At 63.9% G+C, this 26115-nt stretch carries 24 protein-coding genes; 13 read left to right on the top strand and 11 right to left on the bottom strand.

Annotated features, from left to right (window positions below; all coding sequences use genetic code 11):
- Positions 1-60 precede the first annotated feature (60 nt).
- The 4 genes from PMI40_RS04090 to modA form a co-directional block, all read right to left on the bottom strand.
- Positions 61-1890, bottom strand: a complete 1830-nt coding sequence (locus tag PMI40_RS04090) for a dermonecrotic toxin domain-containing protein (RefSeq protein WP_157221439.1) — start codon at positions 1888-1890, stop codon at positions 61-63.
- A gap of 113 nt (positions 1891-2003) precedes the next feature.
- On the bottom strand, positions 2004-2675 hold the full coding sequence (locus PMI40_RS04080; protein WP_008112409.1) for an ATP-binding cassette domain-containing protein: 672 nt from the start codon (positions 2673-2675) through the stop codon (positions 2004-2006).
- An 8-nt stretch (positions 2676-2683) separates the two neighbouring features.
- Positions 2684-3358 (bottom strand): molybdate ABC transporter permease subunit, encoded by a 675-nt coding sequence (gene modB, locus PMI40_RS04075; protein ID WP_008112408.1) that lies wholly within the window; start codon positions 3356-3358, stop codon positions 2684-2686.
- 9 nt (positions 3359-3367) lie between these two features.
- On the bottom strand, positions 3368-4126 hold the full coding sequence (gene modA / locus PMI40_RS04070) for a molybdate ABC transporter substrate-binding protein (RefSeq protein WP_008112407.1): 759 nt from the start codon (positions 4124-4126) through the stop codon (positions 3368-3370).
- 228 nt (positions 4127-4354) lie between these two features.
- Between modA and PMI40_RS04065 the strand changes: the two genes are divergently transcribed.
- The 4 genes from PMI40_RS04065 to PMI40_RS04050 all read left to right on the top strand — a co-directional run bounded on the left by PMI40_RS04065 (position 4355) and on the right by PMI40_RS04050 (position 8971).
- A complete protein-coding gene (locus tag PMI40_RS04065; protein WP_008112406.1) occupies positions 4355-4693 on the top strand; it encodes a winged helix-turn-helix domain-containing protein in 339 nt (112 codons plus the stop codon).
- Positions 4686-6422: a ClcB-like voltage-gated chloride channel protein gene (locus PMI40_RS04060; protein WP_008112405.1), complete on the top strand. Its 1737-nt coding sequence runs from the start codon at positions 4686-4688 to the stop codon at positions 6420-6422. The genes PMI40_RS04065 and PMI40_RS04060 overlap by 8 nt, the downstream gene beginning before the upstream one ends.
- Positions 6423-6589: 167 nt before the next feature.
- Complete coding sequence (locus tag PMI40_RS04055) at positions 6590-7477, top strand: 23S rRNA (adenine(2030)-N(6))-methyltransferase RlmJ (protein ID WP_008112404.1); 888 nt, start codon at positions 6590-6592, stop codon at positions 7475-7477.
- A 153-nt stretch (positions 7478-7630) separates the two neighbouring features.
- The gene (locus PMI40_RS04050) at positions 7631-8971 is read left to right on the top strand and encodes an EAL and HDOD domain-containing protein (protein ID WP_008112403.1); all 1341 of its coding nucleotides are present in this window, start codon (positions 7631-7633) and stop codon (positions 8969-8971) included.
- A 72-nt stretch (positions 8972-9043) separates the two neighbouring features.
- Here the strand turns inward: PMI40_RS04050 and PMI40_RS04045 are convergent, their stop codons facing one another.
- Positions 9044-9661 carry a hypothetical protein gene (locus tag PMI40_RS04045; protein WP_008112401.1) on the bottom strand — a complete coding sequence of 206 codons (618 nt, stop codon included), beginning with the start codon at positions 9659-9661 and terminating at the stop codon, positions 9044-9046.
- Positions 9662-9668: 7 nt separating this feature from the next.
- Positions 9669-10553 carry a methylglyoxal synthase gene (locus PMI40_RS04040; RefSeq protein WP_008112399.1) on the bottom strand — a complete coding sequence of 295 codons (885 nt, stop codon included), beginning with the start codon at positions 10551-10553 and terminating at the stop codon, positions 9669-9671.
- Positions 10554-10749: 196 nt separating this feature from the next.
- On the opposite strand from PMI40_RS04040, the gene greB reads away from it, so the two are divergent.
- Together greB and PMI40_RS04030 are read left to right on the top strand one after the other, a co-directional pair.
- Positions 10750-11304 (top strand): transcription elongation factor GreB, encoded by a 555-nt coding sequence (greB, locus tag PMI40_RS04035; RefSeq protein WP_008112397.1) that lies wholly within the window; start codon positions 10750-10752, stop codon positions 11302-11304.
- Between the two features lie 125 nt (positions 11305-11429).
- A complete protein-coding gene (locus PMI40_RS04030) occupies positions 11430-12770 on the top strand; it encodes a DUF3422 family protein (protein WP_008112394.1) in 1341 nt (446 codons plus the stop codon).
- 87 nt (positions 12771-12857) lie between these two features.
- Here the strand turns inward: PMI40_RS04030 and PMI40_RS04025 are convergent, their stop codons facing one another.
- Positions 12858-13466 carry an FMN-dependent NADH-azoreductase gene (locus tag PMI40_RS04025; RefSeq protein ID WP_008112391.1) on the bottom strand — a complete coding sequence of 203 codons (609 nt, stop codon included), beginning with the start codon at positions 13464-13466 and terminating at the stop codon, positions 12858-12860.
- Positions 13467-13619: 153 nt separating this feature from the next.
- On the opposite strand from PMI40_RS04025, the gene PMI40_RS04020 reads away from it, so the two are divergent.
- Entirely contained in the window at positions 13620-14618 is a 999-nt protein-coding gene (locus PMI40_RS04020) for a LysR family transcriptional regulator (RefSeq protein WP_008112389.1), read from the top strand.
- 39 nt (positions 14619-14657) lie between these two features.
- On the opposite strand, the gene PMI40_RS04015 is transcribed toward PMI40_RS04020, so the two are convergent.
- From PMI40_RS04015 to PMI40_RS04000, 4 genes are all read right to left on the bottom strand, one after another.
- On the bottom strand, positions 14658-16919 hold the full coding sequence (locus PMI40_RS04015; protein WP_008112387.1) for a bifunctional (p)ppGpp synthetase/guanosine-3',5'-bis(diphosphate) 3'-pyrophosphohydrolase: 2262 nt from the start codon (positions 16917-16919) through the stop codon (positions 14658-14660).
- A gap of 35 nt (positions 16920-16954) precedes the next feature.
- Positions 16955-17158 carry a DNA-directed RNA polymerase subunit omega gene (gene rpoZ / locus PMI40_RS04010; protein WP_008112385.1) on the bottom strand — a complete coding sequence of 68 codons (204 nt, stop codon included), beginning with the start codon at positions 17156-17158 and terminating at the stop codon, positions 16955-16957.
- Between the two features lie 81 nt (positions 17159-17239).
- Positions 17240-17881, bottom strand: coding sequence for a guanylate kinase (gene gmk, locus PMI40_RS04005; RefSeq protein ID WP_008112382.1), 642 nt, complete (start codon positions 17879-17881; stop codon positions 17240-17242).
- 105 nt (positions 17882-17986) lie between these two features.
- The gene (locus PMI40_RS04000) at positions 17987-18901 is read right to left on the bottom strand and encodes a YicC/YloC family endoribonuclease (protein ID WP_238540885.1); all 915 of its coding nucleotides are present in this window, start codon (positions 18899-18901) and stop codon (positions 17987-17989) included.
- A 268-nt stretch (positions 18902-19169) separates the two neighbouring features.
- Here PMI40_RS04000 and rph point away from each other — a divergent pair, with 268 nt between their 5' ends.
- The 6 genes from rph (at position 19170) to PMI40_RS23685 (ending at position 25939) form a co-directional block, all read left to right on the top strand.
- Complete coding sequence (rph, locus tag PMI40_RS03995) at positions 19170-19898, top strand: ribonuclease PH (RefSeq protein WP_008112378.1); 729 nt, start codon at positions 19170-19172, stop codon at positions 19896-19898.
- Positions 19899-19937: 39 nt separating this feature from the next.
- Positions 19938-20528: an RdgB/HAM1 family non-canonical purine NTP pyrophosphatase gene (rdgB, locus tag PMI40_RS03990; protein WP_008112376.1), complete on the top strand. Its 591-nt coding sequence runs from the start codon at positions 19938-19940 to the stop codon at positions 20526-20528.
- Entirely contained in the window at positions 20525-21769 is a 1245-nt protein-coding gene (gene hemW / locus PMI40_RS03985; RefSeq protein WP_008112373.1) for a radical SAM family heme chaperone HemW, read from the top strand. Before rdgB ends, hemW begins: the two co-directional genes overlap by 4 nt.
- A gap of 141 nt (positions 21770-21910) precedes the next feature.
- Entirely contained in the window at positions 21911-23113 is a 1203-nt protein-coding gene (locus tag PMI40_RS03980; protein ID WP_008112371.1) for an HDOD domain-containing protein, read from the top strand.
- Between the two features lie 5 nt (positions 23114-23118).
- Positions 23119-25197 (top strand): bifunctional diguanylate cyclase/phosphodiesterase, encoded by a 2079-nt coding sequence (locus PMI40_RS03975; RefSeq protein WP_008112369.1) that lies wholly within the window; start codon positions 23119-23121, stop codon positions 25195-25197.
- 283 nt (positions 25198-25480) lie between these two features.
- On the top strand, positions 25481-25939 hold the full coding sequence (locus tag PMI40_RS23685) for a hypothetical protein (RefSeq protein WP_157221438.1): 459 nt from the start codon (positions 25481-25483) through the stop codon (positions 25937-25939).
- Positions 25940-26115 lie beyond the last annotated feature (176 nt).

Raw genomic sequence — 26115 nt, 5'->3', positions numbered from 1 at the left:
GCGACCATCGGCCCGCCGTGCCTGCCGATGGTCGCCGCGCCCGCGCCCCCGTTGCCGATGTCAATCCCAACCGCGCAGGCCGCGGTCATAGCTTGAGCTTATCTCGCTCTGCATATCTTCCAGGCGCAACTCGACCAGATAGCGCATGGGCTCCTGGCCCTCGATCTGTGGCGCCAACGGGTCTTGTTCGAACGCATAGTCGTCCTTGAACTGTTGCTTGAATTCCCTGTATCCGAGGCCGGTCACGGGGAATTGGCGTGCCAGGAATGCCTCGCCTGTCTGCGGCCCGGCCAGCATCGGGCCGAACCACTCGTCCCAGGCGCTCTGTTCGCTGGCGAACGCCCTCAGCGGACGTTCTTCACCGGGCAGGTAATAGAGCGCCCGGTCGCCCCAATCCACGCGTAAGGCATTGCTGGAGAAATACTTGCCGAATTTAAGCGGCGAGACATCGAGTTCCTCGCCGTCTCGCGCCGTCCCGCTACCGTTTTCCAGTGCGCGCAAGAAACCCGCCTTTTCTTGCTGGGTAATGTCACCGGCCTTCTCGGCGGCGAATGCCGCCACGACCCCGGCTAGCTTGCGCGATTGGCCCAGGTCGGCCACGATCTTCTCTTGGTGCCTGGAGAGATAGTCGGAAAACGCTTGCTGCACTTTATATCCGCCTTGCCCGGGTGCCCTGCTTATGTGGTCGATGAGAAGTTTGGGGTTTAGTGCGCTATGGGGGATGCCGGCGTAGACCTCGGCCGTCGAGACCGGCATGAAGGGCGCGAACCGGGCCGGTTTGGCAGCAAGGTCCTGCTGGTCGGCTGTGATCAGCCCGCCGCGTTCGATCTGCTGCTGCGAGTAGATGCCGTAGCGGCCCCCGGCGGGCGCCATGTCCTCGCTTGCCGGCTTGCCAACGCCCTGGTTCATCAGGTCAAGCAGGCTGATCCGTTGCTCGATATCGTCGCCACCGTGCTGACGCAGGTCGGCGGCGAGACCGTCGCTAGCTTGCGACGGCTTGAATCGCACCAGGTAGTATTGGCCAGGATCGATGTCGAGTCCGAATTGGGACTTGAGGTACTGGCGTGCGGCCTGCCGGGTGACAGCCTGCAAATCCAGCGCCGGCTCCGTCTGGCCCGGTGGCCGCGCCGGTTGGACCACAGGCTGGCCGGGTGCCCGGTTTTCTGCCGCCGATGCTGGCCATTGGCCTGCCTGGATAGTGGGGCCGGTGGTCGCGCTATCGAGCCGTGCCTCGGTCTTGACGCTCTTTTCCACCCCCTTGGCGGTGATCCTGGATGCGGCTTTGGACACCGTCTGGGTGCCCGACTTGATGGCCTGGTTGATACCCTTGGAAGTCATGTCCTTGCCGATTTCGGTGCCGAAATTGGCGACCGTGGTAGCGCCGAGCTGGCTGGTGGCCTGGATCGCCTCGGTCGCAGTGTCGGGCAGCTTGATCGTCGGCGGCCTTGCCTGGCTGGCTGACGAGGTACGGAAGGTCTTCTGGGAGTGGTGCGACGACACGCTGAGGATGGGCGCTCCACCGCTCGGAGATGGCTTGCTCGAACTGCGTGAGATCGAGGTGTGGACGGAGAACGAATGGATTGGCGCCGCGATGGTGGGCGCGGGCTTGATCGTTGGCGATAGCGAGGGGGTGGGCAACGGATTGCGTGCCGCAGGCAAGGCCTGCTTGCCCGAGCCTGCCTTGGCAGTGCCCGGCCTGGCCAAAGCCGCAGCCCGTTGGGGCGCCTTGCCCAGCGAGGCAATCACCTTGCCGGCGTTACTGCCCGGCCTGATGCCGCGCCGGCGCCGCCCGCTGCCGGCCGGCTCGGCTTTGATCGTGCCCGGCGAGGGGGAGGCGGGCGCAGGCTGAAAGGGGAATCTGGTGATCGTCATGATCGGCTCCTTGGTCACTCCATGAGGGAAATGTCGTAGGTGCCATGCTAGCCAAGCGAGGTGTGGTGACGAGGTATATATTCATTTTCATACCGCGGGGGCGGCCGACGGCGTTGCCGTATCGACGGGCCTTACCCCGGGCGGGCGATGCGTCCGTGGTCCACCTCGAAGACGGTATCGCCCAGGGCCTCGACGTCGCTTGGATCGTGCGTGATCAGCAGCATCGGTACCTGCAGCCGCTGCTGCAGTTCGGCCAGTTCGTGGCGCATGCGCTGGCGCAGCGCCGGGTCCAGCGCCGAGAAGGGTTCATCGAGCAGCAGGATGTCGGGCGTCGACACCAGCGCGCGGGCCAGCGCTACCCGCTGCCGCTGGCCGCCCGAGATCTGGTTCGGATAGCTGCCGGCGATGGCTTGCAGCTCGAAGGCGGCAAGCCATTTCTGCACCGCCGGATGGGTCCCCGGTCGGCGCAGGTTGAAACAGCCGCGCGCCAGTCCAAAGGCGATGTTCTGGGCCACCGTCAGGTGTGGGAACAGGGCGTAGTCCTGGAACAGGTAGCCCACATTGCGTCGCTGCGGTGGCAGGTCGATGCCTTGCCCGCTATCGAACAGGGTACGCCCGTTAAGCCGGATATGGCCGGCGTCGGGGGTCATCAGTCCGGCCACCGCCTTCAAGGTCAGGCTCTTGCCCGAGCCGGACGGTCCGTATAGCACCACACGATGGCTGGCAGCGACAAAGCCGATATCGAGCTCGAAGCTGCGATCGCCGGCGTGCAGGCTCTTGCTGATCTGGAGTTCGATGGTCATGGCAAGATTCAGCGCACGATCAGGTGCGAACGGTCGGGCACCAATCGGCCTGCCAGCATCAGTACCGCCACGCAGGTGATCGAGGTGATCACCACCAGGGTGGTAGCGGCAGCGTCATCACCTGCCTGTACCGCTTCATAGATCGCCACCGACAGCGTCTGGGTGCGACCGGGCAGGTTGCCGGCCACCATCAGCGTGGCGCCGAACTCGCCCAATGCGCGGGCTAAGGCCAGCAATACGCCGGCGGCGATGCCACGCTTGGCCAGCGGCAGGCTGACCCGGAAGAACACGCCGGCCTGCGACACACCGAGCACCCGGGCGGCGTTTTCCAATTGGTGGTCGACGTTCTCAAAGGCGGCCCGGGCCGCTTTGAGCACCAGCGGAAAAGCGACGATGGTCGACGCCAGCACCGCACCTTGCCAGGTAAATACCAGCTGTATGCCCCAGCTTTCCAGCCAGGCGCCCAAGGCGCCGCGGCGGCCGAACACCACCAGCAGGTAATAGCCCAGCACGGTCGGCGGCAGGACTAGCGGCAGCGTCAACACCGAATCGACCAGGTCGCGCCAGGGCGAGCGCCAGCGCGACAGGCCATAGGCAGCGGCCACGCCCAGCACCGCATTGAGCAGCGTGGCCAGGCCGGCGACCTTCAGCGACAGCAGCAGTGGCGTCCAGACCGGATGCATCGCCGGAGATCAGGGTTTGAGGAAGCCGTAGCGCGCCAGCACCGCCTGGCCGGCCGGCGACAGCACATGGCTGACGAACCTGGCGGCCAATTCCTTGTGCTGGCTGCCGGCCGTCAGAGCGATAGGGTAGGTGGCAGGTGCGTCCGAGGGAATGCGCACGGCGACCTTGACCTTGTCGGGCATGACGGCCGCGTCGGTGGCGAACACGAAGCCGGCGTCGACTTCACCGCGCGCCACATAGTCGAGGCTGGTGCGCACGTTTTCGGCCATGACGCTCTTGGCCGACACCTGCGCCCACAGTCCTGCCTGTTCCAGCGCGGTCTTGGTATAGCGGCCGAACGGTACCGAGGCCGGATTGCCCAGTGCGACACGGCGGTAGTCGGGGCGGGTGAGATCGGCTAGCGTGGCCGGTTGCAGCTTGCTGTCGTACGGCACGATCAGCACGATCTGGTTGGCCGCGAAATTCTTGCGGGTGGCCCCGTCGACCGCCTTTTCGGCCACCGCCTTGTCCATTGCGGTCTGGTCGGCCGAGGCAAATACGTCGGCCGGCGCGCCCCGCACGATCTGCTGCATCAGGATGTCGGAAGCGCCGAAATTGGTGATTACCTTCACCCCCGGGTTCTGCTGCTCGAACGACTGCGACAGATCCTTGAAGGCATTGGTCAGGCTGGCGGCGGCCGAGACCACCAGGTCGGTGGCATGGGCGGCGCTGGCCGAGACCAGCAGTGCGGTGCCAAGGAAGGTTTTCAGGCGGGTTGTCGGACGCATGGATGATCCTGTAGTGGACTGGGAAAGAGGGCGGCGGTGGCCGACGAAAGCATCGGAATATACGCAAGGATATAACGAGCGTCAATCCGGTGCTGGCTGTACCGTGGCCATGTGCCCGTAGCTGTTCGCCTGCATGCGGCGGCCCTTGTACAATCACGCGCATATTTGCCATTCGCGATAGCACCAGACCCAGTGACTACCTCTTCCAAGACCATCCGTGTACGCCTGATGCAGGGCGACGCCATCGCCTTCGGCCCCGGCAAGGCCGATCTGCTGCAGGCCATCCAGCGCTGCGGATCGATCTCGGCCGCGGCGCGTGAAATGGGCATGTCTTATCGCCGCGCCTGGTTGCTGGTCGAGGAAATGAACAGCTGTTTCGCGAGCGCCTTGGTCAGTACCGCCACTGGCGGCGCCCGCGGCGGTGGCGCCGTGGTCACCGAATCCGGACTGGCGGTGCTGGCACGCTACCGGCGCATGCAGAAGAAGGCCGAGAACAGCATCGCGGCCGACCTGGCCCATTTGCGTACGCTGATGAATCCGCCTCCGGAGGATGCCGGCGATGCGTGATTCGTGGATCAGGTATCGGCTGCGGGTACTCAATGCCTGTCGCGTCTCGGAAAACCATTCGATGCTGTTGTGGGGGGCGCTGGCCGGTTTCGTCGGTGCCTTGGCCACGGTCGTTTTCCGCGAGGCCATCAGCCTGTTGCAGGCACTGCTGACCGGACACAGCGGCAGCTTCGTCGAGATCGCCCGCGGCCTGCCATGGTACTGGCGGGTGGCGCTGCCGGCCGGCGGCGGCGTGGTGGCCGGGCTGTTCCTGCTGTGGGCCAGGCGCATGCCGGCCGGACCCGGCGGCGACTACATGGAGGCGGTGGCCATCGGCGACGGCGTCATTGCGGTGCGTCATACCCTGCTGCGCAGCGCATCGTCGCTGGCCACGATCGCCTCGGGCGGGTCGATCGGCCGCGAAGGGCCGATGGTGCAACTGGCTGCGCTGTGCGCTTCGCTGGTGGGCAAGTTCTCGCACTTTCCCAGTTCGCGGCTGCGCCTGCTGGTGGCCTGCGGCGCCGCCGCCGGCATCACCTCGGCCTACAACGCCCCGATCGCCGGCGCCTTCTTCATCACCGAGATCGTGCTGGGCTCGCTGGTCATGGAAAGCTTCGGACCGGTGGTGGTGGCGTCGGTGGTGGCCAACATCACCATGCGCGAACTGCCCGGCTACAAGCCTGCCTACGAAATGCCGTTCTTTCCCGAGATCGCCGGCCTCGAAGTGGCGTTGTTCGTGATCCTGGGGGTGATCGCGGGGCTGCTGGCGCCGCAGTTCCTGCGCCTGCTCGAACTGGGCAAGACCCTGTTTTCCCGCTGGCGCATGCCGTTGCCGGTGCGCCTGGGCGTGGGCGGGCTGCTGGTCGGGCTGATCTCGGTGCAGGTGCCCGAGGTATGGGGCAACGGCTACGACCTGGTCAATTCGCTGTTGCACACCGACTGGCTGTGGCAGACGGTGCTGATGGTGCTGGTGATCAAGGCGCTGGCCACCGCCATCACGGTCGGCTCTGGCGCGGTGGGCGGTATCTTCACCCCGGTGCTGTTCGTGGGGGCGGCGGTGGGCCTGCTGTTCGGCGACGCCGCCCAGGCCTGGTTGCCGATGCATGTGTCGCAACCCTTCGCCTATGCCATGGTGGGCATGGGCGCGTTCCTGGCGGCGGCCTCGAATGCGCCATTGATGGCGATCCTGATGATCTTCGAGATGACGTTGAGCTACCAGGTGGTACTGCCGCTGATGCTCTCTTGCGTGGTGGCCTATGTGGTGGCGCGCGGGCTGGATGGACGCTCGATGTACGACATCACCCTCAAGCGCCATCGCGACGCCGAAGAGCGCCTGCGCCTGCGCGGCACACACATGAGTGAGTTGATCCGACCGGCCGAGACGGTGCTGCGCGACGATGCCAGCATCGAAGAGGTCAGTGCGGTGTTCCTGAAGTACCCGGTCAAGTACGCCTATGTGGTCGACGATGGCGAGCGCTACCAGGGCGTGGTGGCGTTGCAGGACATCACTTCGTGGCTGCTCGATCACAAGCAGACGGCGGGGCGCACCGCGCGCGACTTCCTGCGGCCGCATTTCCTGCACGAGGTGACCCCCGAGATGTCGCTGGGCGAAGCGCTGCAGTTGTTCCTCGATCATCAGGGCGAGCGGCTGCCGGTGATCGCCAGCGCCGACGATCCACGATTGCTTGGCGTGGTCTACAAGACCTCGCTGCTGGACGCCTATTTTCGTCTCGACCGCGCCGGCGCCTGATGCTTCTTTGTAACAAATCCGGGAGGCCCGGCCCTATTGCCCTCGTATCCTTGTTAGAATGCCAAACGTTTTGCTGTTAGCCACTTGCTATTGCGGTGTTTGCGCTAACGTGTGGCAGCCAAGTTCGCTGTCCGCCATCCCACTTTTATCCTGAAGAGCAGATTTCCATGCTGAGTTACCGCCACGCCTTCCATGCCGGCAATCACGCCGACGTCCTGAAGCACATGGTGGTGATTCAATTGATGCAGTACCTGGGTCAGAAGGACCCGGCCTACATGGTGATCGACACCCATGCCGGTGCCGGCGTCTATGCGCTCGATGGCGACTACGCCAGCAAGAACGCCGAGTACGAGACCGGCATCGCGCCGCTGTGGAATCTGCGTGACATGCCGGAGGCCGTCAAGCAGTACGTCGACCTGGTGCGTTCGCTCAATCCCAGCGGCAAATTGCGTTACTACCCGGGCTCGCCCTATTGCGCCGAGAAGATCATGCGCGAGCAGGATCGGCTGCGCCTGTTCGAGCTGCACCCGTCCGAAGTCAAGATCCTCGAGGATAACTTCCGCAAGCTCGAAGCCCATGCGCAGGCCCAGGGCCAGCGCCCCGCCGCGCGCGGCAAGCGGGTGCTGGTCTATCGCGCCGACGGCTTCGCCGGGCTCAAGGCACTGTTGCCGCCGCCCTCGCGCCGTGGCCTGGTGCTGATCGATCCGCCCTACGAGGACAAGCGCGACTATGGCCGCGTGGTCGAAGTGCTCAAGGATGCGCTGGTGCGTTTCCCGACCGGCGTCTATGCGGTCTGGTATCCGGTCCTGCAACGCAACGAATCGCGCCAGCTGGCCGAACGCTTGAAGCGCCTGGGCGCCAAGAGCTGGCTCAATGTCACCCTGGCCATCCATGGTCCCGCGCCGGATGGCTTCGGGCTGCACAATAGCGGCATGTTCATCCTCAACCCGCCGTGGACGCTCGAGCCGATGCTGCGCGAGGTCATGCCCTGGTTGGTGCAGACGCTGGGCGCCGACGATAGCGCCGAATTCGTGCTGGAGGCAGGCGAGGCATGACGCGGGTTAGCCGTGTTAATGCGGTGACTTTGTGTGATTTTTTTACAGCACGGCCGTTCGTAAATGCGAATGACGGTGCCGATACGGCATACAATAGTTCGTTGCCGAGAATAAATACTATCGCCATGCCCCGGGGTCCTAAAAAAATCGCTCATGACTGACCAGCCTCAACCATCTTCCTCCGGGCAGCATGCGCTGGATTTCTACCTCGCCCGGCAACCCATCCTCAATCGTGAGCAAGAGCTGATCGGATACGAACTGCTGTTTCGCAACGCAGCCTTCGGTCCGGCCAATGTCAAGGACGACGTCACAGCCACTGCCGCGGTCATCGCGCACGCCTCCGAGCTGGGCCTGGCCAATGTGATCGGCAACCTGCAGGGCTTCATCAATGTCGATGCGGCGGTGTTGCTGAGCGACTTCGTCTATTTCCTGCCGGCCGACAAAGTGGTGCTCGAGATCCTGGAGACGGTGCGGGTCACGCCTGAACTGGTGGCGCGGGTGCGCGAACTGGTCAAGGCAGGCTATGTGTTTGCGCTGGACGACGTGGTGGCCGAATCGGAAGAGATCGAGCAACTGCTGCCGATGATCAAGATCATCAAGATCGACGTAATGGAAGTCGATCCCAGCAAGTTGCTCAAGCTGTCGGTGCATTTCAAGCGCGCCCAGAAGGAATTGCTGGCCGAGAAGGTCGAGACGCTGGAGCAGTTCCGCGAATGCATCACCTTCGGTTTCGATTATTTCCAGGGTTACTACTTCGCCAAGCCGATGATCCTCCAGGGCAAGAAGCTGGAGGCCTCGAAGGTGGTGATCATGCATCTGCTCACGCTCCTGGTGCGCAATGTCGACAACGGCGAGATCGTGCGCTACATCAAGCGCGACGTAGCCCTGTCGCTGACGCTGCTGCGCCTGGTCAATACCCCGGTCTACGGATTCCAGAAGTTCATCGATTCGCTGGGACAGGCGCTGATCGTGCTGGGTCGGCGCCAGCTCAAGCGCTGGCTGCAGATACTGTTGTTCGCCAATACCGATAGCGAACGCTCCAATGCGCTCTCGCCATTGATGATCCTGGCCGCCACCCGCGGCAAGATGCTCGAGCTGATCGCGGCCAGGATCCGGCCCGGCCGGCGCAAGATGTCCGAGATGGCGTTTACCGTCGGCATCATGTCGTTGGTCGATGCATTGTTCGGCATGAGCATGGAAACCGTGCTGCGCCAGATCACCGTCAGTACCGAGATCCGCGAAGCGCTGCTGCGCCGTACCGGCTTCTATGGCACGGTGCTCAAGCTGGTCGAATGTACCGAGCAGGTCGAACAGAACCAGGACGAGATGCAACGCCTGCTGGAAGAGCTGCAGTTGTCGGCCGATGATTTCTTCGAGGCCGAGAAATTCGCCTTTGAATGGGGCAACAGCATCTCGTCCAATAGCCTGGGCCATTCGGTCGCCGTGTCGATGGCGCCGCCCGAGGGCTTGCTCGATGACGATGACGACGATTGAGTCGAATCTGTTGCGTTCGACAAAAGGGCCGCCGGTACTACCGCGGCCCTTTTTGCTGGGCGCCTCGCGGCCTCAGTGCGAGCCGAACTTACGCCATTGTTTTTTCATGCGCGCCGCCAGCCGCCGCAGCAAGCGGGGCGCGCGGGTCCCATCGGGCGCGCCGGCGGCGAACAGCCTGCCGCGCCAGCGCCGCACGGTTGCAGCCAGTCGCTGCGCGGCGCGCCAGCCCGAGGAGGCGTGCAACTGCGCGATCATCCGGTCCTTGAACGCGAGCAGCTTGTCGTGCCAGCGCTTGAACCAGGCCAGGCCCAGCAGGCTGCGACGGGTCAGGGCGTAGACCCGCGCCACCAGCGCGGTTCCCAGGATCTTGGCGCTGACGATGATCAACAGTCCCAGCCCGGGGTGGCCGTGACCGATCGACAGCAGGGCCAGCAGCTTGACCGGTAACAGCAGCAGCGTCGGCGCGGCAAACACCACCAGCGCCGCATACGGTGGCAGCCGCTGTATGGCCTGTTGCAGCCGTACCAGCCAGCCCCAGGCGGGAATGCGCGCCAAGACGGCCTGGGTGACTTCCCACAGCCATTGCTCGAGCATCAGCAGCAGCGCCACGAAGTAGATCAGCGGCGCCAGCAGGCGTCGGCGCAGCCGCGCGCGGCGGTAGGCATCGGCAGGGGGCAGGGGGGGGCTCACCGTGCGTTCAGGCGCGCGCGGCGATCAGCGACAGCCAGCGATCGCCCCATTGGACGTCGCTCATGCACGAGGCGTAGTCGGTCACGGTGCGCGCAGCCCGTTCCAGCAACTGGATATCGGCTTCGTGCTGGCGCGCCACATGCGGGTCTTCCAGGAACAGCACGCGGCGGCACTGGCGTTCCAGGATCAGCTCGGCGATCTGGGCGTCACCGCCCAGCGGTCCCGACAGGAACGGCCTGACCCAGTTGCGTCCGGCCTCGCCCTTGATCTTGAGCGCCAGTTCGTTGAGCAGGCCGCCGGTGGTGCCGGTGGCGCAGCGAAACGCGAAGCGGTCGAGCAGGGCAAAGTGCTTCTCGGCCAGCGCCAGCATGCGTTGCTTCATCGAATCGTGGGCGATCAGGGCGATGCTTTCCTGCCCCAGGTCGAAGCGGTGATCAAGCGCCGGGTCGGGCGCGGCGCCGGTGGCCAGCGATTCGAGTTCGAACCATTCCTGGGCGCCCGCCAGGGTCGACAGGAAGGGCTTGCCGTGGATCACGCACTGTCGCTTGAGCGCCACCGCCTCGGGGAAGGCCGAGGAGGGATCGACCGGATCGATCAGGTAGATCACCGCATCGAGGGTGCGCTCGGGGTCGGGATCGACGGTGCGCGAGACCAGCTTCATCAGCCCGCCCTGGCGACCGTACGGAAAGCGCACCAGGTGCGGGTAGCCGGGCAGCAGTTGCAGCTGGCCGATAGCGTCGAGCGTGCGCCCGACCACGATCAGTTCGGGCTGCAGGGTTTGGATGCGATGACGCGAGCCGGTCAGCAACTGGACCAGTGCCGAATCCGGGGCGTCCTGGTGGGCACGGTTGGCGATGAGGCCGATGCGATAGCGTGGAGCGAGTGAGGACATGGTGTCTGGGTGGGGGACAGGTGGCGACCCTCGATTATCGCCGAGCCGCGCCCAAACCGCGAGCCTCGCATGCCCCGATGCCGTGGCGCCCGATGCAGTACAGTCATGCCATGTCTTGTGCGGTCAACTGTGTGTTCGACGGCCGCCACATGCGGCTACAATGACATGCATCCGAAAACCAATCCCGAGCTCCTGGATGAACAAGGCCTTTGTAAAAGAATCCGATGGCGACGACGACGATGACGAGATCGCGTTGCCGTCCATTCCTGCCGGCGCCAAGAACTACATGACGCCGGCCGGCCATCGCCGCATCAAGGATGAGCTGCTGCAACTGATCGACGTCGATCGGCCGGAAACGGTGCGCATCGTGTCCTGGGCCGCGTCCAATGGCGACCGCTCCGAGAACGGCGACTACCTGTACGGCAAGAAGCGGCTGCGCGAGATCGATCGCCGCATCCGCTTCCTGACCAAGCGCCTGGACCTGGCCGAGGTGGTCGACCCGACCATCCATCATGGCAGCGACCAGGTGTTCTTCGGCGCCACCATCACCTACGAGAACCAGCGCGGCGAGCAACATACCGTCACCATCGTCGGTATCGACGAACTTGATCCGCTGCATGGCAAGATCAGCTGGGTCTCGCCGGTCGCGCGGGCGCTGACCAAGTCCCGCGAGGGGGACGAAGTGGTGCTGCAGACGCCATCGGGCATCGAACAGCTGACCATTCTCGACGTGAGCTATCCGGCTCCCTGACTGCCGCGCCGCCCACCGCCGGGCCGCTGGCATGGCATCGACATGACATCGACAGCCATGCTGCGGCGCGCGTGCGCGCCCGCGCTCGCGCATCCATCCAACCTTCAACATCACGGGGAAACTTGATGTCCATTGTGTTTGCCAGCCTGAATCATCCGCAACGCGTCGTCCTGGCGGCCGAGGTGCATTCACGTCCTTTCCTGCAACTGAACCGTTCCGAGACCCTGACGCATCTGGCCGTATACGGTCGCCAGGATGGCAACGGCAACCAGCACGCCAAGGCCGAGCACGCGCTGCTCGAAGCGCTCTGCGCGCATTTCGGCGTGGCCGCGCCGGGCGCCGAGGCCAAGCATTTCTTCCACGATTTCGGGCGCTTTCGCCTGAAGTGGGAGTGCCATACCGAATTTGCCACCTACACCTTCGCCCAGGCCCACGACGAGCCGCTGGACACCGCCGAGGCGTTCGCCCGCGCGCCGCTGTCGCATCTGCCGCAGCAATGGTTGCTGGCGCTGCAGGGCAAGCTGATGGTGGCCGCGCATGTGGTGGTGGAGCCGGGCGCCGATGACCCGCTGGCCACCGCGCGCCAGGTGCAGCGCATCTTCGAAGGCAAGATGATCAGTTCCAGCAAGGTCTTGCAGGGCGGCGAGATCTGGACCGACTTCCAGATCCAGTCGGACGGTTTCTCGCGCTTCGTGGTGCGCGACATCGACTTGCGCGAACTGCAGGGTGGGCGGCTGGCCCAGCGCATCCTCGAAATCGAGACCTATCGCATGATGGCCTTGCTGGGATTGCCGCCGGCCCAGCACGCGGCGCCGCTGCTGAACCAGATCGAAGGCGACCTCGCAGCGCTGACCGCGGCCATGGTGCAGGCCGAGCAGTCGCAGGGCAACACGCCAGAAGAGCACGCCGAGGACGAGCGGGTGTTGCGCAAGATCACCGGGCTGGCTGCGCGCATCGAAAAGCTCTCGCTGGAAAACAGTTATCGCTTTTCGGCCTCGCAGGCCTACTTCAGCCTGGTGCAGGCACGCATCGAGGAACTGCGCGAGGCGCGCATCGAAGGGGTGCCGACCATCGGCGAATTCATGGAACGCCGGCTGGCGCCGGCCTTGCACACCTGCCAGGCGATCGCACGCCGGCAGGAGGCGCTGGCCGAGCGCATTGCCCATACCAACGATTTGCTGCGTACCCGCATCGGCATCGTCCAGGAACAGCAGAACCGCCAGATCCTGCAATCGATGAACAGCCGTGCCGCCCGGCAGCTCAAGCTGCAGCAGGCGGTCGAAGGCTTGTCGGTGGCGGCGATCTCGTATTACGTGATCGGCCTGCTGGGCTACGCCGGCAAGGCCGCCAAGGCGGCCGGGCTGCCGATCAACCCCGACCTGGCCACGGGCTTGGTAGTGCCGCTGGTGGCCGCATGCGTGTGGCTGGGCCTGCGCCGCATGCATCGCGGCCTGGACCGTCATTGAGCCGGTGCGGCCATGAAAAAGCGCGGCGCCCCGCAGATCGGGGCGCCGCGTCTTGCCAGGCGTTGCGTGGCCGGGGTTTGCAGGGCCTTACACGACGGTGCTGATCTTTTGCCGGGCGCCGGCCAGGGCATTGCTGAGCGCTTCCTCACCCATGGCTACCCCTTCGGCCACCACCAGTTCGACGTCGGTGATGCCGATGAAGGCCAGGGCGCTCTTGATGTACTTGCCCTGGAAGTCCAGCGCCTCCATCGGGCCCTGCGAATACATGCCGCCGCGCGACAGGATCACGATGGCCTTCTTGCCGGTGGCCAGGCCGACCGGGCCGGTTTCGGTGTAGCGGAAGGTACGTCCGGCACGGAACACGTGGTCGATCCAGGCCTTCAGCGTCGACGGTGGCGCGAAGTTGTACATCGGCACGCCGATGACCAGGGTGTCGGCGGCCAGCAGCTCGTCGACCAACTGGTCGGACTGCCTGATCAATGCCGCCTGTTCGGCAGTACGTCCTTCGGGTGGCGCGAAGTAGGCACCCAGCAGCGCTTCGGTGATGTGCGGCAGGGCATCGCTGGCGAGGTCGCGATGGACCACCTGCGCGCCGGGGTTCCTGGCTTGCCATTGCTCGGCAAAGGCCGCGCTCAGCTGGCGCGAGATGGAACCGCTGGTGCGGGCGCTGGAGTCGATGTGAAGCAGGGTAGTCATGGTGTTTCCTTTTCGGTGGAATCGTTGCTGCGCTGCAATCCCCATGGCATTGCGCAGCGCCGGGGTGCATGAAAAACAGGTTAACCGGTTTTCATTAGTGGTAGTAGATGCGAGAATCGTATTTCACTCATCCATATTTGATATCAATCCATCATGGTCGATCTCAACGACATCTCGCTCTTCGTCCACGTCGTCAGGTCCGGTAGCTTCGCGGGCGCCGGACGTCGCCTGGGCATGCCGCCCAATACCATCAGTCGACGGCTGCAGACGCTGGAGGCGGCGCTAGGCGCGCGGCTGTTGCAGCGCTCGACGCGCCAGCTCAACATGACGGCCGCCGGGCGCGAGTTCTTCGAGCGATGCGCGCCGGGGCTGGAAGACATCGAGCAGGCCAGCAGCAGCCTGTGCGAGAGCAACGGCGAGCCCAGCGGCAGCTTGCGGGTGGCCGCGCCGGTGGACTTCTTCGATAACTTCTCCATCGAGTGGATGCATGAATTCATGCAGCGCTATCCCAAGCTGCAACTGGAATTCGTGCTCAATGACGGGCGTGCCGACCTGATCGCCGAGGGCATCGACCTGGCTTTTCGCGGCGGTGTGCTGCCCGACTCGAGCCTGGTGGCCCGCAAGCTGGTGGATAGCCACCGTGGCCTGGTGGCCAGTGCGCGCTATATAGAGCGCTTCGGCATGCCGCAGACCCTGGGCGAGTTGATCGGGCACCGCTGCCTGGCGGCGTCCCAGGCGCCGCATCACACCACATGGAAGCTGGAGGGGCCGCATGGCCTGGAAAGCGTGCGCGTCACGCCGCAGATGTGCATCAATACGGCGCAGGGGCAGCTGCGGGCGGCGCGCGCCGGGCTCGGAATTGCCCTGCTGCCCACCATGCTGGCATCGGAAGACTTGCGCAGCGGCGCATTGGTACAGATACTGCCCGACTACCAGCGCGATGCGATGGGCCTGTATGCGGTCTATGCGCATCGCCGCCAGCTGCCGGCCGGCGTCAGCGCGTTGATCGAGTTCTACATCGACAAGCTGGAGCGGGGTATTGCCGACAAGGGCGAAGAGGCCTGCCGGCGGCACCTGGACAACGACGGGCAGGTGGCCGCCGATAGCGCCGGCCGGGGTGGGGAGTTCGGGTTGGTGTCGGTGGCGCCGTGAAGTGCTCGACCGGCGCCTGGGGCACGCCGGTCGGCTGGTTCAGCCCCGTTCGCGCAGGATGCGGGCGACGCTGTCGATGCGGCGGATGCCGCGCATGGTGCGGGCCAGGTGGACGCGATCTTCGACCTGGATGGTGAAGCGCAGGTATTTCATCGACGCGCCGCCATCGTCGTCCATGCCGACCGAGACGATGTTGGCGTCAGCCTCGCCGATTTCGGCGGCGATGCGCGCCAGCGTGCCACGATGATTATGGATCAGGATCGTGATGCGGCAATCGAAACGGCGGTTGAGGTCGTGGCCCCATACCAGTTCGATCCAGCGGTCCGGTTCCTTCTCGTGCAGCCGCTTGGCGGTCTCGCACTCCTGGGTGTGTACGATCAGGGTCTGGTCGGCCCGCAGGTAACCGGTCAGGCGGTCGCCCGGGATCGGCATGCAGCAGGAGGACAACTGGGCCGATGCGCCTTCGCTGCCGGTGATCACCACCGGATCAGGCTTGTTGGGCAGCATCTGGCCTTCGGGATCGAGCTGGGGCACGCTCACGCCGGCGTCGAGCATGCCCATGATGTGGCGTGCCACCAGCGGCGCCATGCGGGTGCCGATGCCGATCTCGGCGTACAGGTCGTCCATGGTCTTGGCGCTGGACTCGTTGAGCAGGCGGTCGACGATGGCGCCCGGCAGGTCGGCCTCGATGCCCAGCGTCTGCAGGGCATTGCCCAGCAGGCGGCGGCCGACCGTCTGCGATTCGATACGATTGGCGGTACGCAGGCGATGGCGGATCGCCGAGCGCGCCTTGCCGGTACGCACATAGCCCAGCCAGTTGGGACTGGGACGCGAGGTAGGCGAGGTGATGATCTCGACGATGTCGCCGTTGTGCAGCTCCGCGCGCAGCGGGGCGGGTTCGTGGTTGACGATGGCCGAGGTGGTCTGGTCGCCGATATCGGTGTGGATGCTGTAGGCGAAGTCGAGCGCGGTGGCGCCGCGCGGCAGCGCGATGATCTTCGACTTGGGCGTGAACACGTAGACCGAATCGGGGAACAGGTCGACCTTGACGTGTTCCAGGAACTCGGCCGAGTCGCCAGTCTGCTTCTGGATGTCGAGCAACGATTGCAGCCAGGCGTGGGTGCGCTGCTGCAGGTCGGTCAGGCTGCCTTCGTCGTCCTTGTACAGCCAGTGCGCCGCCACTCCCGATTCGGCCACGCGATGCATCTCGCGGGTGCGGATCTGGAACTCGACCGGCGTGCCGTATGGGCCGATGAGCGTGGTGTGCAGCGACTGGTAGCCGTTGAGCTTGGGGATGGCGATGTAATCCTTGAACTTGCCCGGCATGGGCTTGAACAGCGAATGCAGCGTGCCCAGCGCGACATAGCAATTGGCAAAGCTGTCGACCACCACCCGGAAACCATACACATCGAGCACCTGCGAGAACGACAGGTGCTTGTTGCGCATCTTGCGGTAGATGCCGTAGAGCGTCTTTTCGCGGCCGTCGACCTGGGCCGGGATGCCGGCGGCGATCAGGGTGCTGGTGACCGACTCCATGATCTTGGTGACCACTTCGCGGCGGTTGCCGCGCGCGGCCTTGACCGCCTTGTGCAAGGTACGGTGGCGCAGCGGGTACAGGTGCGAGAACGACAGCTCCTGCAGCTCGCGGTAGATGTTGTTGAGGCCCAGACGATGCGCGATCGGTACGTAGACTTCCATCGTCTCGCGCGAGATGCGGCGTTTCTTGTCGGGCGGCATCGAGCCCATCGTGCGCATGTTGTGCAGGCGGTCGGCCAGCTTGACCAGGATCACCCGCACATCGCGCGCCATGGCCAGCAGCATCTTGCGGAAGTTCTCGGCCTGCGCCTCGACCTGGCTCTGGAATTCGATCTTGTCCAGCTTGGACAGGCCATCCACCAGCGAGGCCACCGGCGCGCCGAAGCGCTCGATCAGTTCTTCCTTCTTGACGCCCTGGTCTTCCATCACGTCATGCAGGAAGGCCGCCATCATCGCCTGCGCATCGAGCTTCCACTCGGCGCAGATCTCGGCCACCGCCAGCGGATGCGAGATGTAGGGTTCGCCCGACTTGCGCATCTGCCCCAGGTGCATCTCGTCGGCAAAGCGATAGGCTTCCTTGACCTTCTTCAATTCGGAAGGGGTCAGGTATTCTTCAAGCTTGGGGATCAGGTGCGCGAATGTGGCGACGCCGCTATGGACGGCAGGCGTGGACGATTCAGGCGGATTTTGCGGGCGGCCGGAACCGGCTGCTCGACGCGAAGGGGAGGGGGCTGATAACGGGGAATCTGTCGGAGTCAGGCTCATGCGCAACCGTTATCAGCTTTCTCGACGTGCAGCAATCAGGCCGGAACCTTCTTGAGCATCTCAACGCCAACCTTGCCAGCGGCGATCTCGCGCAGGGCGGTCACGGTCGGCTTGTCCTTGGCGTCCACTTTCGGGGTATGGCCTTGCAGCAACTGACGGGCGCGATAGGTGGCCGACAGGGTCAGCTGAAAGCGATTCGGGATTTGCTTGAGGCAATCTTCGATGGTAATGCGGGCCATAACAACTCCTGGTGAAGGTGGTGCTTGTTTCGGGATGTCGGGGGCAGTGCCGGCCGTATCGTCCTGCCGGGTGAGACCGGGTCAACTGGCAGCGTGGATGCCAAGCTGGGTGAACAGATACGCATTGCGTGCCGCCTGTTGCGGAAAGCGGCAGCGGGCTGCTTTGACAATTGCCGTCAGCTCGGACAAGGTGACGGCAAACTCTTGATTGATAATAACATATTCGAACTCGGGCGAGTGCGCGATTTCGCCGCCGGCGGCCAGGATGCGGCGTGTGATGACGTGCGGTTCGTCCTGCCCGCGTTTTTTCAGGCGTTCTTCCAGGGCCGCGATCGATGGCGGCAGGATGAACACGCCGACGGCGTTGGAGAATTGCTTCTTGACCTGCTGCGCGCCCTGCCAGTCGATTTCGAGCAGCACGTCGGTGCCGTTGGTGATCTGGTCGGCGATCATCAGCCGCGAGGTGCCGTAGTAGTTGCCGTGGACCTCGGCCCATTCGAGGAACTCGCCGTCGGCCTGGCGCTGCAGGAAGTCGTCGACGCTGGTGAAATAGTAATGGCGGCCATGCTCCTCGCCCGGACGCGGCGCGCGGGTGGTGTAGGAGATCGACAGCTTGATGTCGGGCTCCTGCTGCAGCAGGGCGTTGACCAGGGTCGACTTGCCGGCGCCTGAGGGCGCGACGACGATGAACAGGCTGCCGGAAGTGGGGTTTTTAGCAGGCATGGGAAACTCGCTCTGTTGACGTTGTTGTTGATGTTGTTGGATGGAAATGACAAGTCGTCGCGGCCCTCGGGCCGTTGTCGATGATCGTCGGCCGTGCCTGGCCGTCTATTCGAGGTTCTGCACCTGTTCGCGCATCTGGTCGATCAGCAGTTTCAGTTCCATCGATGCATCGGCCAGTTCCTTCATGGCGGCCTTCGATCCGACCGTGTTGGCTTCACGATTGAGCTCCTGCATCATGAAGTCGAGGCGCTTGCCGACCTGGCCGCCCTTGTTGAGGATGTGGCGGGTCTCGGCCAGGTGCGCGGCCAGGCGCGAGAGCTCTTCGGCGATGTCGATGCGGATGCCGTAGAGGGTCACCTCCTGGCGAATGCGTTCCAGCGATTCCTCCCGGCTCAGCAGCGGCGCCGATCCGCCGGCCGCTTGCAGCGCCAGGCCCAGTGCGTCACGCATGCGCTCGGTCGCCTTTTGCTGGAACTGCTCGACCAGCTGCGGCACCAGCGGCGTGATGCGGGCCACGATCGCCTCCATGGCGTCGACCCGGGCCAGGATCACCGCCTGCAACGCCGCGCCTTCGCGGGCGCGGCTGTCGACGAAGGCTTCCAGCGTCTGCTTCATGGCGACCTGGATATCGGCCTGCAGCGATTCCTGGCTGATCTCGGCTTCTTCCAGCACGCCCGGCCAGCGCAGCAATTCGTTGACCGACAACGGGGCGGCGTCGGGAAACTGGCCGCGCAACTGGTCCTGCAACGTAGCCAGCGCGCCCACCAGGCCGGCGTTGAGCGCCTGGGTGTTGCCGGTGGCGACGCGGCGCCCGAAACTGAGCCGGCATTCGACCTTGCCGCGCACCAGGCGGCTCATGATGGCTTCGCGCAATAGCGGCTCGACGGCACGCAGGTCGTCGTTGATCCGGAATTGCAGGTCCAGAAAGCGCGAATTGACGCTCTTCATCTCGACCGTCACCGTGCCGGCAGGGGTATCGAGGGTGGTGACGGCATAGCCGGTCATGCTGTAAATGGTCAAGTCGTAGGCTCCGGTGGTCTGGTCGCCGATGCGCACTGGTCGGCATCGGACGGGCTGGCGGGTTCGGGGAGTGGCAGGTGCCGGCGATGTCATGCTGCTGCTGCATCCATTACAATGCCGGTTTTCGCAACACGGTCGCGGCGATCGCTTCATCGCGGATCCCGCATTTTAAAGAAGATTGACGGCCGTGCGCCACCAAAACATGGAAATTGCCGGTTTGACAGCAGCGCTGGCATCCGGCTCCAGCCACCCAGACCAAGGATCCAGCATGACAACTTCCCATCGCCCCAGTGGCCGCGCCGTCTCGCAATTGCGTGACGTGCGCCTGACACGCCACTACACCAAGCACGCCGAAGGCTCGGTGCTGGTCGAGTTTGGCGACACCCGGGTGCTATGCACGGCCAGTATCGAGGACAAGGTGCCAGGCTTTCTGAAAGGCAAGGGGCAGGGTTGGCTGACGGCCGAATACGGCATGCTGCCACGCTCGACCCACACCCGCATGGACCGCGAAGCGGCCAAGGGCAAGCAATCGGGGCGTACCCAGGAAATCCAGCGCCTGATCGGCCGCGCGCTGCGCGCCGCATTCGACCTGGAAGCCTTCGGCGAACGCACCCTGCACCTGGACTGCGACGTCCTGCAGGCCGACGGCGGCACCCGTACCGCTGCCATCACCGGCGCCATGGTGGCCGCCTATGATGCATTTTCGGTGCTCAAGTCGCGGGGGGCGCTCGATGCCATCCCGCTCAAGCATTTCGTCGGCGCCATCTCGGTCGGCGTCTTCAAGGGGGTGCCGGTGCTGGACCTGGACTACCTGGAGGACTCCGACTGCGACACCGACATGAACGTGGTCATGACCGACGCCGGGCACTTCATCGAGGTGCAGGGCACCGCCGAGGGCGCAGCCTTCGACCGGGTGGCGTTGAACCAGTTGCTGGACCTGGCCCAGCAAGGCATCGCGACACTGAACACGCTGCAAAAGCAGGCGCTGGGCCTGTAAGGCCCGCTGCATCCACCAACCACCAGATACGCCGCTCCCATGGACACCAGACAAAAGATCGTGATGGCCTCGAACAATGCCGGCAAGCTCAAGGAGTTTGCCAGCCTGCTGGGCGATATCGGCTTCGATGTGCGCCCGCAGGGCGAATTCGACGTGCCGGAGGCGCAGGAGCCGTTCGGCACCTTCGTCGAGAACGCCCTGACCAAGGCCCGTCACGCCGCGCGCCTGACCGGCCTGCCGGCCCTGGCCGATGACTCCGGGGTGTGCGTCAACGCGCTGGGCGGCGCGCCGGGCGTGTTCTCGGCGCGCTTTGCCGGCGAGCCCAAGTCGGACGCGGCCAACAATGCCAAGCTCATCGCCGAGCTTGCCACCCAGGCCGACAAGTCTGCCTATTACTATTGCGTGCTGGTCTATGTGCGTCACGCCGACGATCCCCAGCCGGTGATTGCCGATGGCACCTGGAAGGGCGAGATCATCGATACGCCACGTGGCGCGGGCGGGTTCGGCTACGATCCGTACTTCCTGCTGCCGTCGCTGGGCAAGACGGCTGCAGAACTGTCGTCGGCCGAGAAGAATGCCGTGTCGCACCGGGGCCAGGCGCTGCGCTCGCTGGTCGAGAAGCTCAAGTGATCCCGATCAAGCCCGTTTCCCAGGTCGCACCGGCGGCGCCGATCAGCACCGGCCCGGCGCAGGCCGCGCTGAGCTTTCTCAAGCCCGGTGCGCTGCAATTGACGTCGTTGCCGCCGCTATCGCTGTATGTGCATTTTCCATGGTGCGTGCGCAAGTGCCCGTACTGCGACTTCAACTCGCACGAGGTCAAGGACGGCTTTCCCGAGCAGGCCTACCTGGATGCACTGCGCACCGACCTCGAACTGGCGCTGCCGTTGATATGGGGGCGCCGCATCCACACCATCTTCATCGGTGGCGGCACGCCCAGCCTGCTGTCGGCCGCCGGCCTGGACCGGCTGATGTCGGACGTGCGCACCTTGCTGCCATTCGACGGCGATATCGAGATCACGATGGAGGCCAATCCCGGCACTTTCGAGGCAGACAAGTTCCGCGCCTACCGGGCCAGCGGCATCAATCGCCTGTCGATCGGTATCCAGAGCTTCAATGCCGGCCACCTGCAGGCGCTGGGGCGCATCCATGACGGCCAGCAGGCGTTGAAGGCGGTCGAGATCGCCCATGCCAACTTCGACAATTTCAATCTCGACCTGATGTATGCGTTGCCGCAGCAGACCCTGGCCCAGGCCCGGGCCGACATCGAGACCGCGATCGCCTTCGCGCCGCCGCACCTGTCGCTATACCACCTGACGCTGGAACCCAATACCCTGTTTGCGAAGTATCCGCCGGCCGTGCCCGACGACGACGCCAGCGCCGACATGCAGGACATGATCGCGCAACTGACCGGCGCGGCCGGCTACGGCAACTATGAAGTGTCGGCCTATGCCCGGCCCGGCCGCCGCGCGCGTCACAACCTGAACTACTGGCAGTTCGGCGATTACCTGGGCATCGGCGCCGGGGCGCATTCGAAGTTGTCGTTTCCGCATCGCATCGTGCGCCAGATGCGCTACAAGCATCCCCAGGCCTACCTGGCCCAGACCGCCGCCGGTGCGCCCATCCAGGAAGAAGCCGAGATCGAGCGCGATGCACTGGGCTTCGAGTTCATGCTCAACACCTTGCGCCTGGTCGATGGATTTTCGCCCAACCTGTTCGCCGAACGCACCGGGATGAGCCTCAACCGGATCGAGCAGCAGCTGAACCTGGCCGAGCAGAAGGGGATGTTATATCGCGATCACGCGGTCATCCGGCCAACCCCGTTGGGACGCCGTTTTCTTAATGATTTACAAGAAATCTTCCTGTCGGATTAAAGCTTGCTTGCAAGCCTTTTTTTATCAGGTATATTAAGAAAAATTTTTATTTGATTGATAATTCTTTTGGGAAACGTTAAGGTTTTTCAACAATAACAACGCGCCTCGGATAACTATAAAACGGGCGCCAATGATGAGAATATGGCTGTCCAGGATAAAAGCGTTCCTTTTCCCCTCGTGTTTCTGCAGCCGGTTGCCGACGTACACCACGTCTGGACTGCGTTGTCGTTGCACATCTCACCCAATGACGATGATGGCGGCGAGATGCTGTCGCAGCTGTTCGACCAATTCAAGCTGGGCGAGGCCCTGGGTGAGCTGGCCTGCCTGATCCCGGTGCGCGATCCGGCCACCTTTTCGCTCAAGCTCGATGATGGTGCGCGCCCGAAGGGGCCGATCCTGCTGCGGGTGCCGGTCGAGCATTGCACCGACCCGGCGCGGTTCGATGCGCTGGACTGGCTCAATACCAGTAACTTCGGCATCGTCGCCGACGGCCTGCCGGGCGCGCAGGCCAGCGTTCCCTCGTTCATCGATTCGATGGTGCTCGACGCCAGCGTCGGCAGCCTGCCGGAGGCCGGGCACTGGCTGCAGCACATGCGCGGCCCGCACCTGGTGGAGAACATCGGCGACGCCATCCAGTTCGATATCTGCCGTACCGAGGGTTTTCGCTGGTTCGCCGGTGACTATCCGCTGCATCCCGACAGCCGCCTGTCGCAGAAGAACTCGATCTCGCGCGCGCGCCTGCTCAAGCTGCTCGAACTGGTGGCGCGCGACGCCGACGCCAACGAGCTCGAGTCGCTGCTCAAGCAAGACCCGGCCTTGTCTTACCAGTTGTTCAAGCTGGTCAGTTCGGCCGCCTTCGGCTTTTCGGCGCACATCACCAACTTCAGCCAGGCCATCAACCTGCTGGGCCGGCGCCAGTTGCAGCGCTGGCTGCAATTGCTGCTGTATGCGCGCTTTCCCGGTGACGAATCGGCCAATCCCTTGCTGCCGCGTGCGGCGGCGCGGGCGGCGATGATGGAATCGATGGCACAGCGGGTCGAGTGCAGTCGCACCGAACTCGACCGGGCCTTCATCGTCGGCATGTTCTCGCTGCTCGATGTGTTGCTGGGCATGCCACTGAACGACATCATCGGGCCGCTCAAGCTGCCGCTCGATATCGTCGATGCGCTCACCACCCGTACCGGCGTGCTGGGCAAGTTGCTGGATGTGGTGGAACGTTCCGAATACAGCCGCATCCCGCTGCGGCACGTCGACCTGGAAGCGGCCGGACTTGATGCCAGGACTTATTGCGAATGCCTCATCGAGGCCTTCAGTTGGGCCACGCGCGTCAGCACCGAGGCCTGAAGAGCATGATTTCGTCCGTTGGCACCGATGACCTGGCGTGTTGTTCCGCCCTGCTGGACGCGCTGCAAAACCTGCACGGCATGGCCTTGCATGCGGCGCTGGGCGGGATCGCCTCGGGGTTCCTGAAACGGCCGGGCGGACGCTATCTCAGTGGCGTCACCACTGACGTGCCAGGACTGCAACAGGATGTGGCGCACGATGGCCACAGCTTTGGCTGCTACCATTTTCCCGAAGCCGAGACGGTCTACACCGATAGCGAGCGCGCACGCCTTTGCATGCTGGCCGGATTCACCGGGCGCTTGCTGCAGGCGCAGGCCGATGCCGACCGCCGCGCCCGTTCGCTGGACCAGATCGAGGCCAAGCTCGAACAGCAGGCGCAGATCCTCAACCAGATGCACGAGTCCGTCATCACCATGGATCCGGCCGGTTTCATCACCAGCTGGAACCGTGGTGCCGAGCAGTTGTTCGGCTATACGGCGCTCGAAGCGATCGGCCGCAACGTGCTGTTCCTGTACGAGAACGAAGACGAGGAAGATTCACTGGCCGACATGTTCCTGGAGCAGGGCGGGCGCGAGATGGAAGTGCGGCGTCGCAAGAAGTCGGGCGAGACCTTCTGGGCCAGCCTGTCGTTGTCGGTCATGCGCGACCAGCACGCCAACCCGATCGGCCTGATCGGCTATCTCAACGATATCACCGAGCGCAAAAGTGCCGAAAAGCTGATTCACCACCTGGCCTACTACGATGCACTGACCGGCTTGCCCAATCGCACGCTGCTCACCCGCACCGTCGACCAGGCCTTGCAGGAAGGGCGCCATGGCGCCACGCATGGCTGCGTGATGTTCATCGACTTGAACCGGTTCAAGCCCATCAACGACACGCTGGGCCATGTGGCGGGTGACATGCTGCTGGTCGAAGTGGCGATCCGCCTGCGCCGCGCCTTGCGCGAAGAAGACCTGGTGGCACGCCTGGGGGCGGACGAATTTGCGGTGGCCCTGTTCGACATCGACAAGGACTACCACCCCGGGTTCGTGGCGCAAAAGCTGTTGGCGCTGTTCGACGAGCCGTTCTTCATCGACGGCCACGAGTTGCGGGTCGGTGCCAGCATCGGCATCAGCATGGTGCCGGAAGACGCCAGCGACACCGAGACGCTGCTGCGCCTGGCCGACATCGCCATGTATCGCGCCAAGCAGGGCGGCGAGAACAATGAAGGCGGCTACGCTTACTACAGCGAAGAGATGAACCGCAACACGCTGGACCTGCTGCGTATCGAAACCGGACTGTTGCACGCCTTCGAATATAACGAACTGCTGCTGTACTACCAGCCCAAGCTGGACATGCAGAGCGGCGTCATCACGGGCGCCGAGGCGCTGGTGCGCTGGCAGCATCCGGAGCGCGGACTGCTGCTGCCGGGCGAGTTCATTCCGATTGCCGAAGAGACCGGCCTGATCGTGCAGCTCAGCGACTGGGTGCTGGACGCCGTGTGCCACCAGGCGCGTGCCTGGAAAGAAGCCGGGCTCACGCCCATTCGCATCGCCCTCAACGTCACCGCCCGCGAATTCACGCGCTCCTTGCCGGACCGTGTGCGCGCGGCGCTATCGCGTCATCACCTCACCGGCGAATGGCTGGAGCTGGAGATTACCGAAAGCATGCTCATGCATGGCACCGACAGGGTGATCTCTATCATGGAAAAGGTCTGCCAGCTGGGTGTGACGATTTCGCTGGACGATTTCGGCACTGGCTATTCGAGCCTGTCGTACCTGAAGCGCTTTCCCATCAATACGCTCAAGATCGATCGCTCGTTCACCATGGGCATCCCGGACGATTTCAACGATTGCGCCATTGCCAGCGCCATCATCGGCATCGCCAAGCAGTTGCGCCACAAGGTGATTGCAGAAGGGGTCGAGACCGAGAAGCAATTCAACTTCCTGAAGGAAGCAGGCTGTAACGAGCTGCAAGGCTTCATCTTCTCGCGCCCGGTGCCGGCGCCCGATTTTCACGACATGCTGCTGACCGGCAAGCGCTTGCAACTGGGCGCGGCGGCGTTGTCGTTACCGCTCGGTGGCGAGGGGGATGTGCTGGGTTGAGGGGCTTGGCGGTGTTGTATTGAGCGAAGTGGCTGCTGGCCATGTCTTGCCTCTTGAGTGTGAAAATCTCCAGCCAGTGAAAGTGCTTTTCTTGCGTCGCAAGCGCGGTAGGGCAAGCTCTTCGCACAGCCGTAGCTATCGGGAATGGCAACCAGACTCATTAAGAGAGTGTGCAGTCCGGTCGTTGATTAAAAAAATTCGCTCCTTCACGCAGCCTAACTTCGCGCGTCCAGGTCGGGTCGCCTCCGGGGAGGCAAGGAGCGCTATACGAAATGGGGGAGTGATGAATAGCGTCAAGCATCTCAAGGCAACTGCTTTTTATTTTTCCTGTCTTCTCTCGCTGTCGGGATGTACGGCAATGGTCCGCACTAATCAGGTGGATGCCGAGGCAGCTAAACCGGTTCCAACAGACAGGCTGATTGCCTATCAGATCAATAATCCAGGAGATGTTGTCTTGGAGGTGACCCGTGACGAAGGGTTTATGGGGGGAGGGTGCTTCATTGCCCTGGAAATTGAAGGTGTCTTGGCGGGGCGTTTCGATCCCGAAGAAACTGCAACGTTCTATGTACCGTCGATCACGCCGAAGCTACGTGTGATTCCTGATCCTTACGGTCGGGGGCTTTGCGGGATCGGTTGGTCGCCAGTCGATGAACACTATGACCTAAGGCCTGCAGGTAGGAATGCCTATCGCATCAGTTTGGGGGCATATCGTCGGCCGAGGCTTCTACCCTCGAGCCGCTAGCAGGGGCCCAACGGCAGTTGGTGGCGATGGGGATTTGGCGACCGGTGACTATGACCATCTGTGTCGTGCCATCATATCCTTTTGTTGCTGGCTGCGGCAGGCCGCGGTTTGGCTTGCAAGCCAAACCCTTCGAATCCCTCCCGTAAGCCGCGCTGGCGGCTTACTCGTCTCCGCCA

The sequence above is a fragment of the Herbaspirillum sp. YR522 genome (genome assembly GCF_000282575.1).
Taxonomy (GTDB): Bacteria; Pseudomonadota; Gammaproteobacteria; order Burkholderiales; family Burkholderiaceae_D; genus Herbaspirillum.
This window is presented reverse-complemented; position numbering and strand designations above follow the sequence as displayed.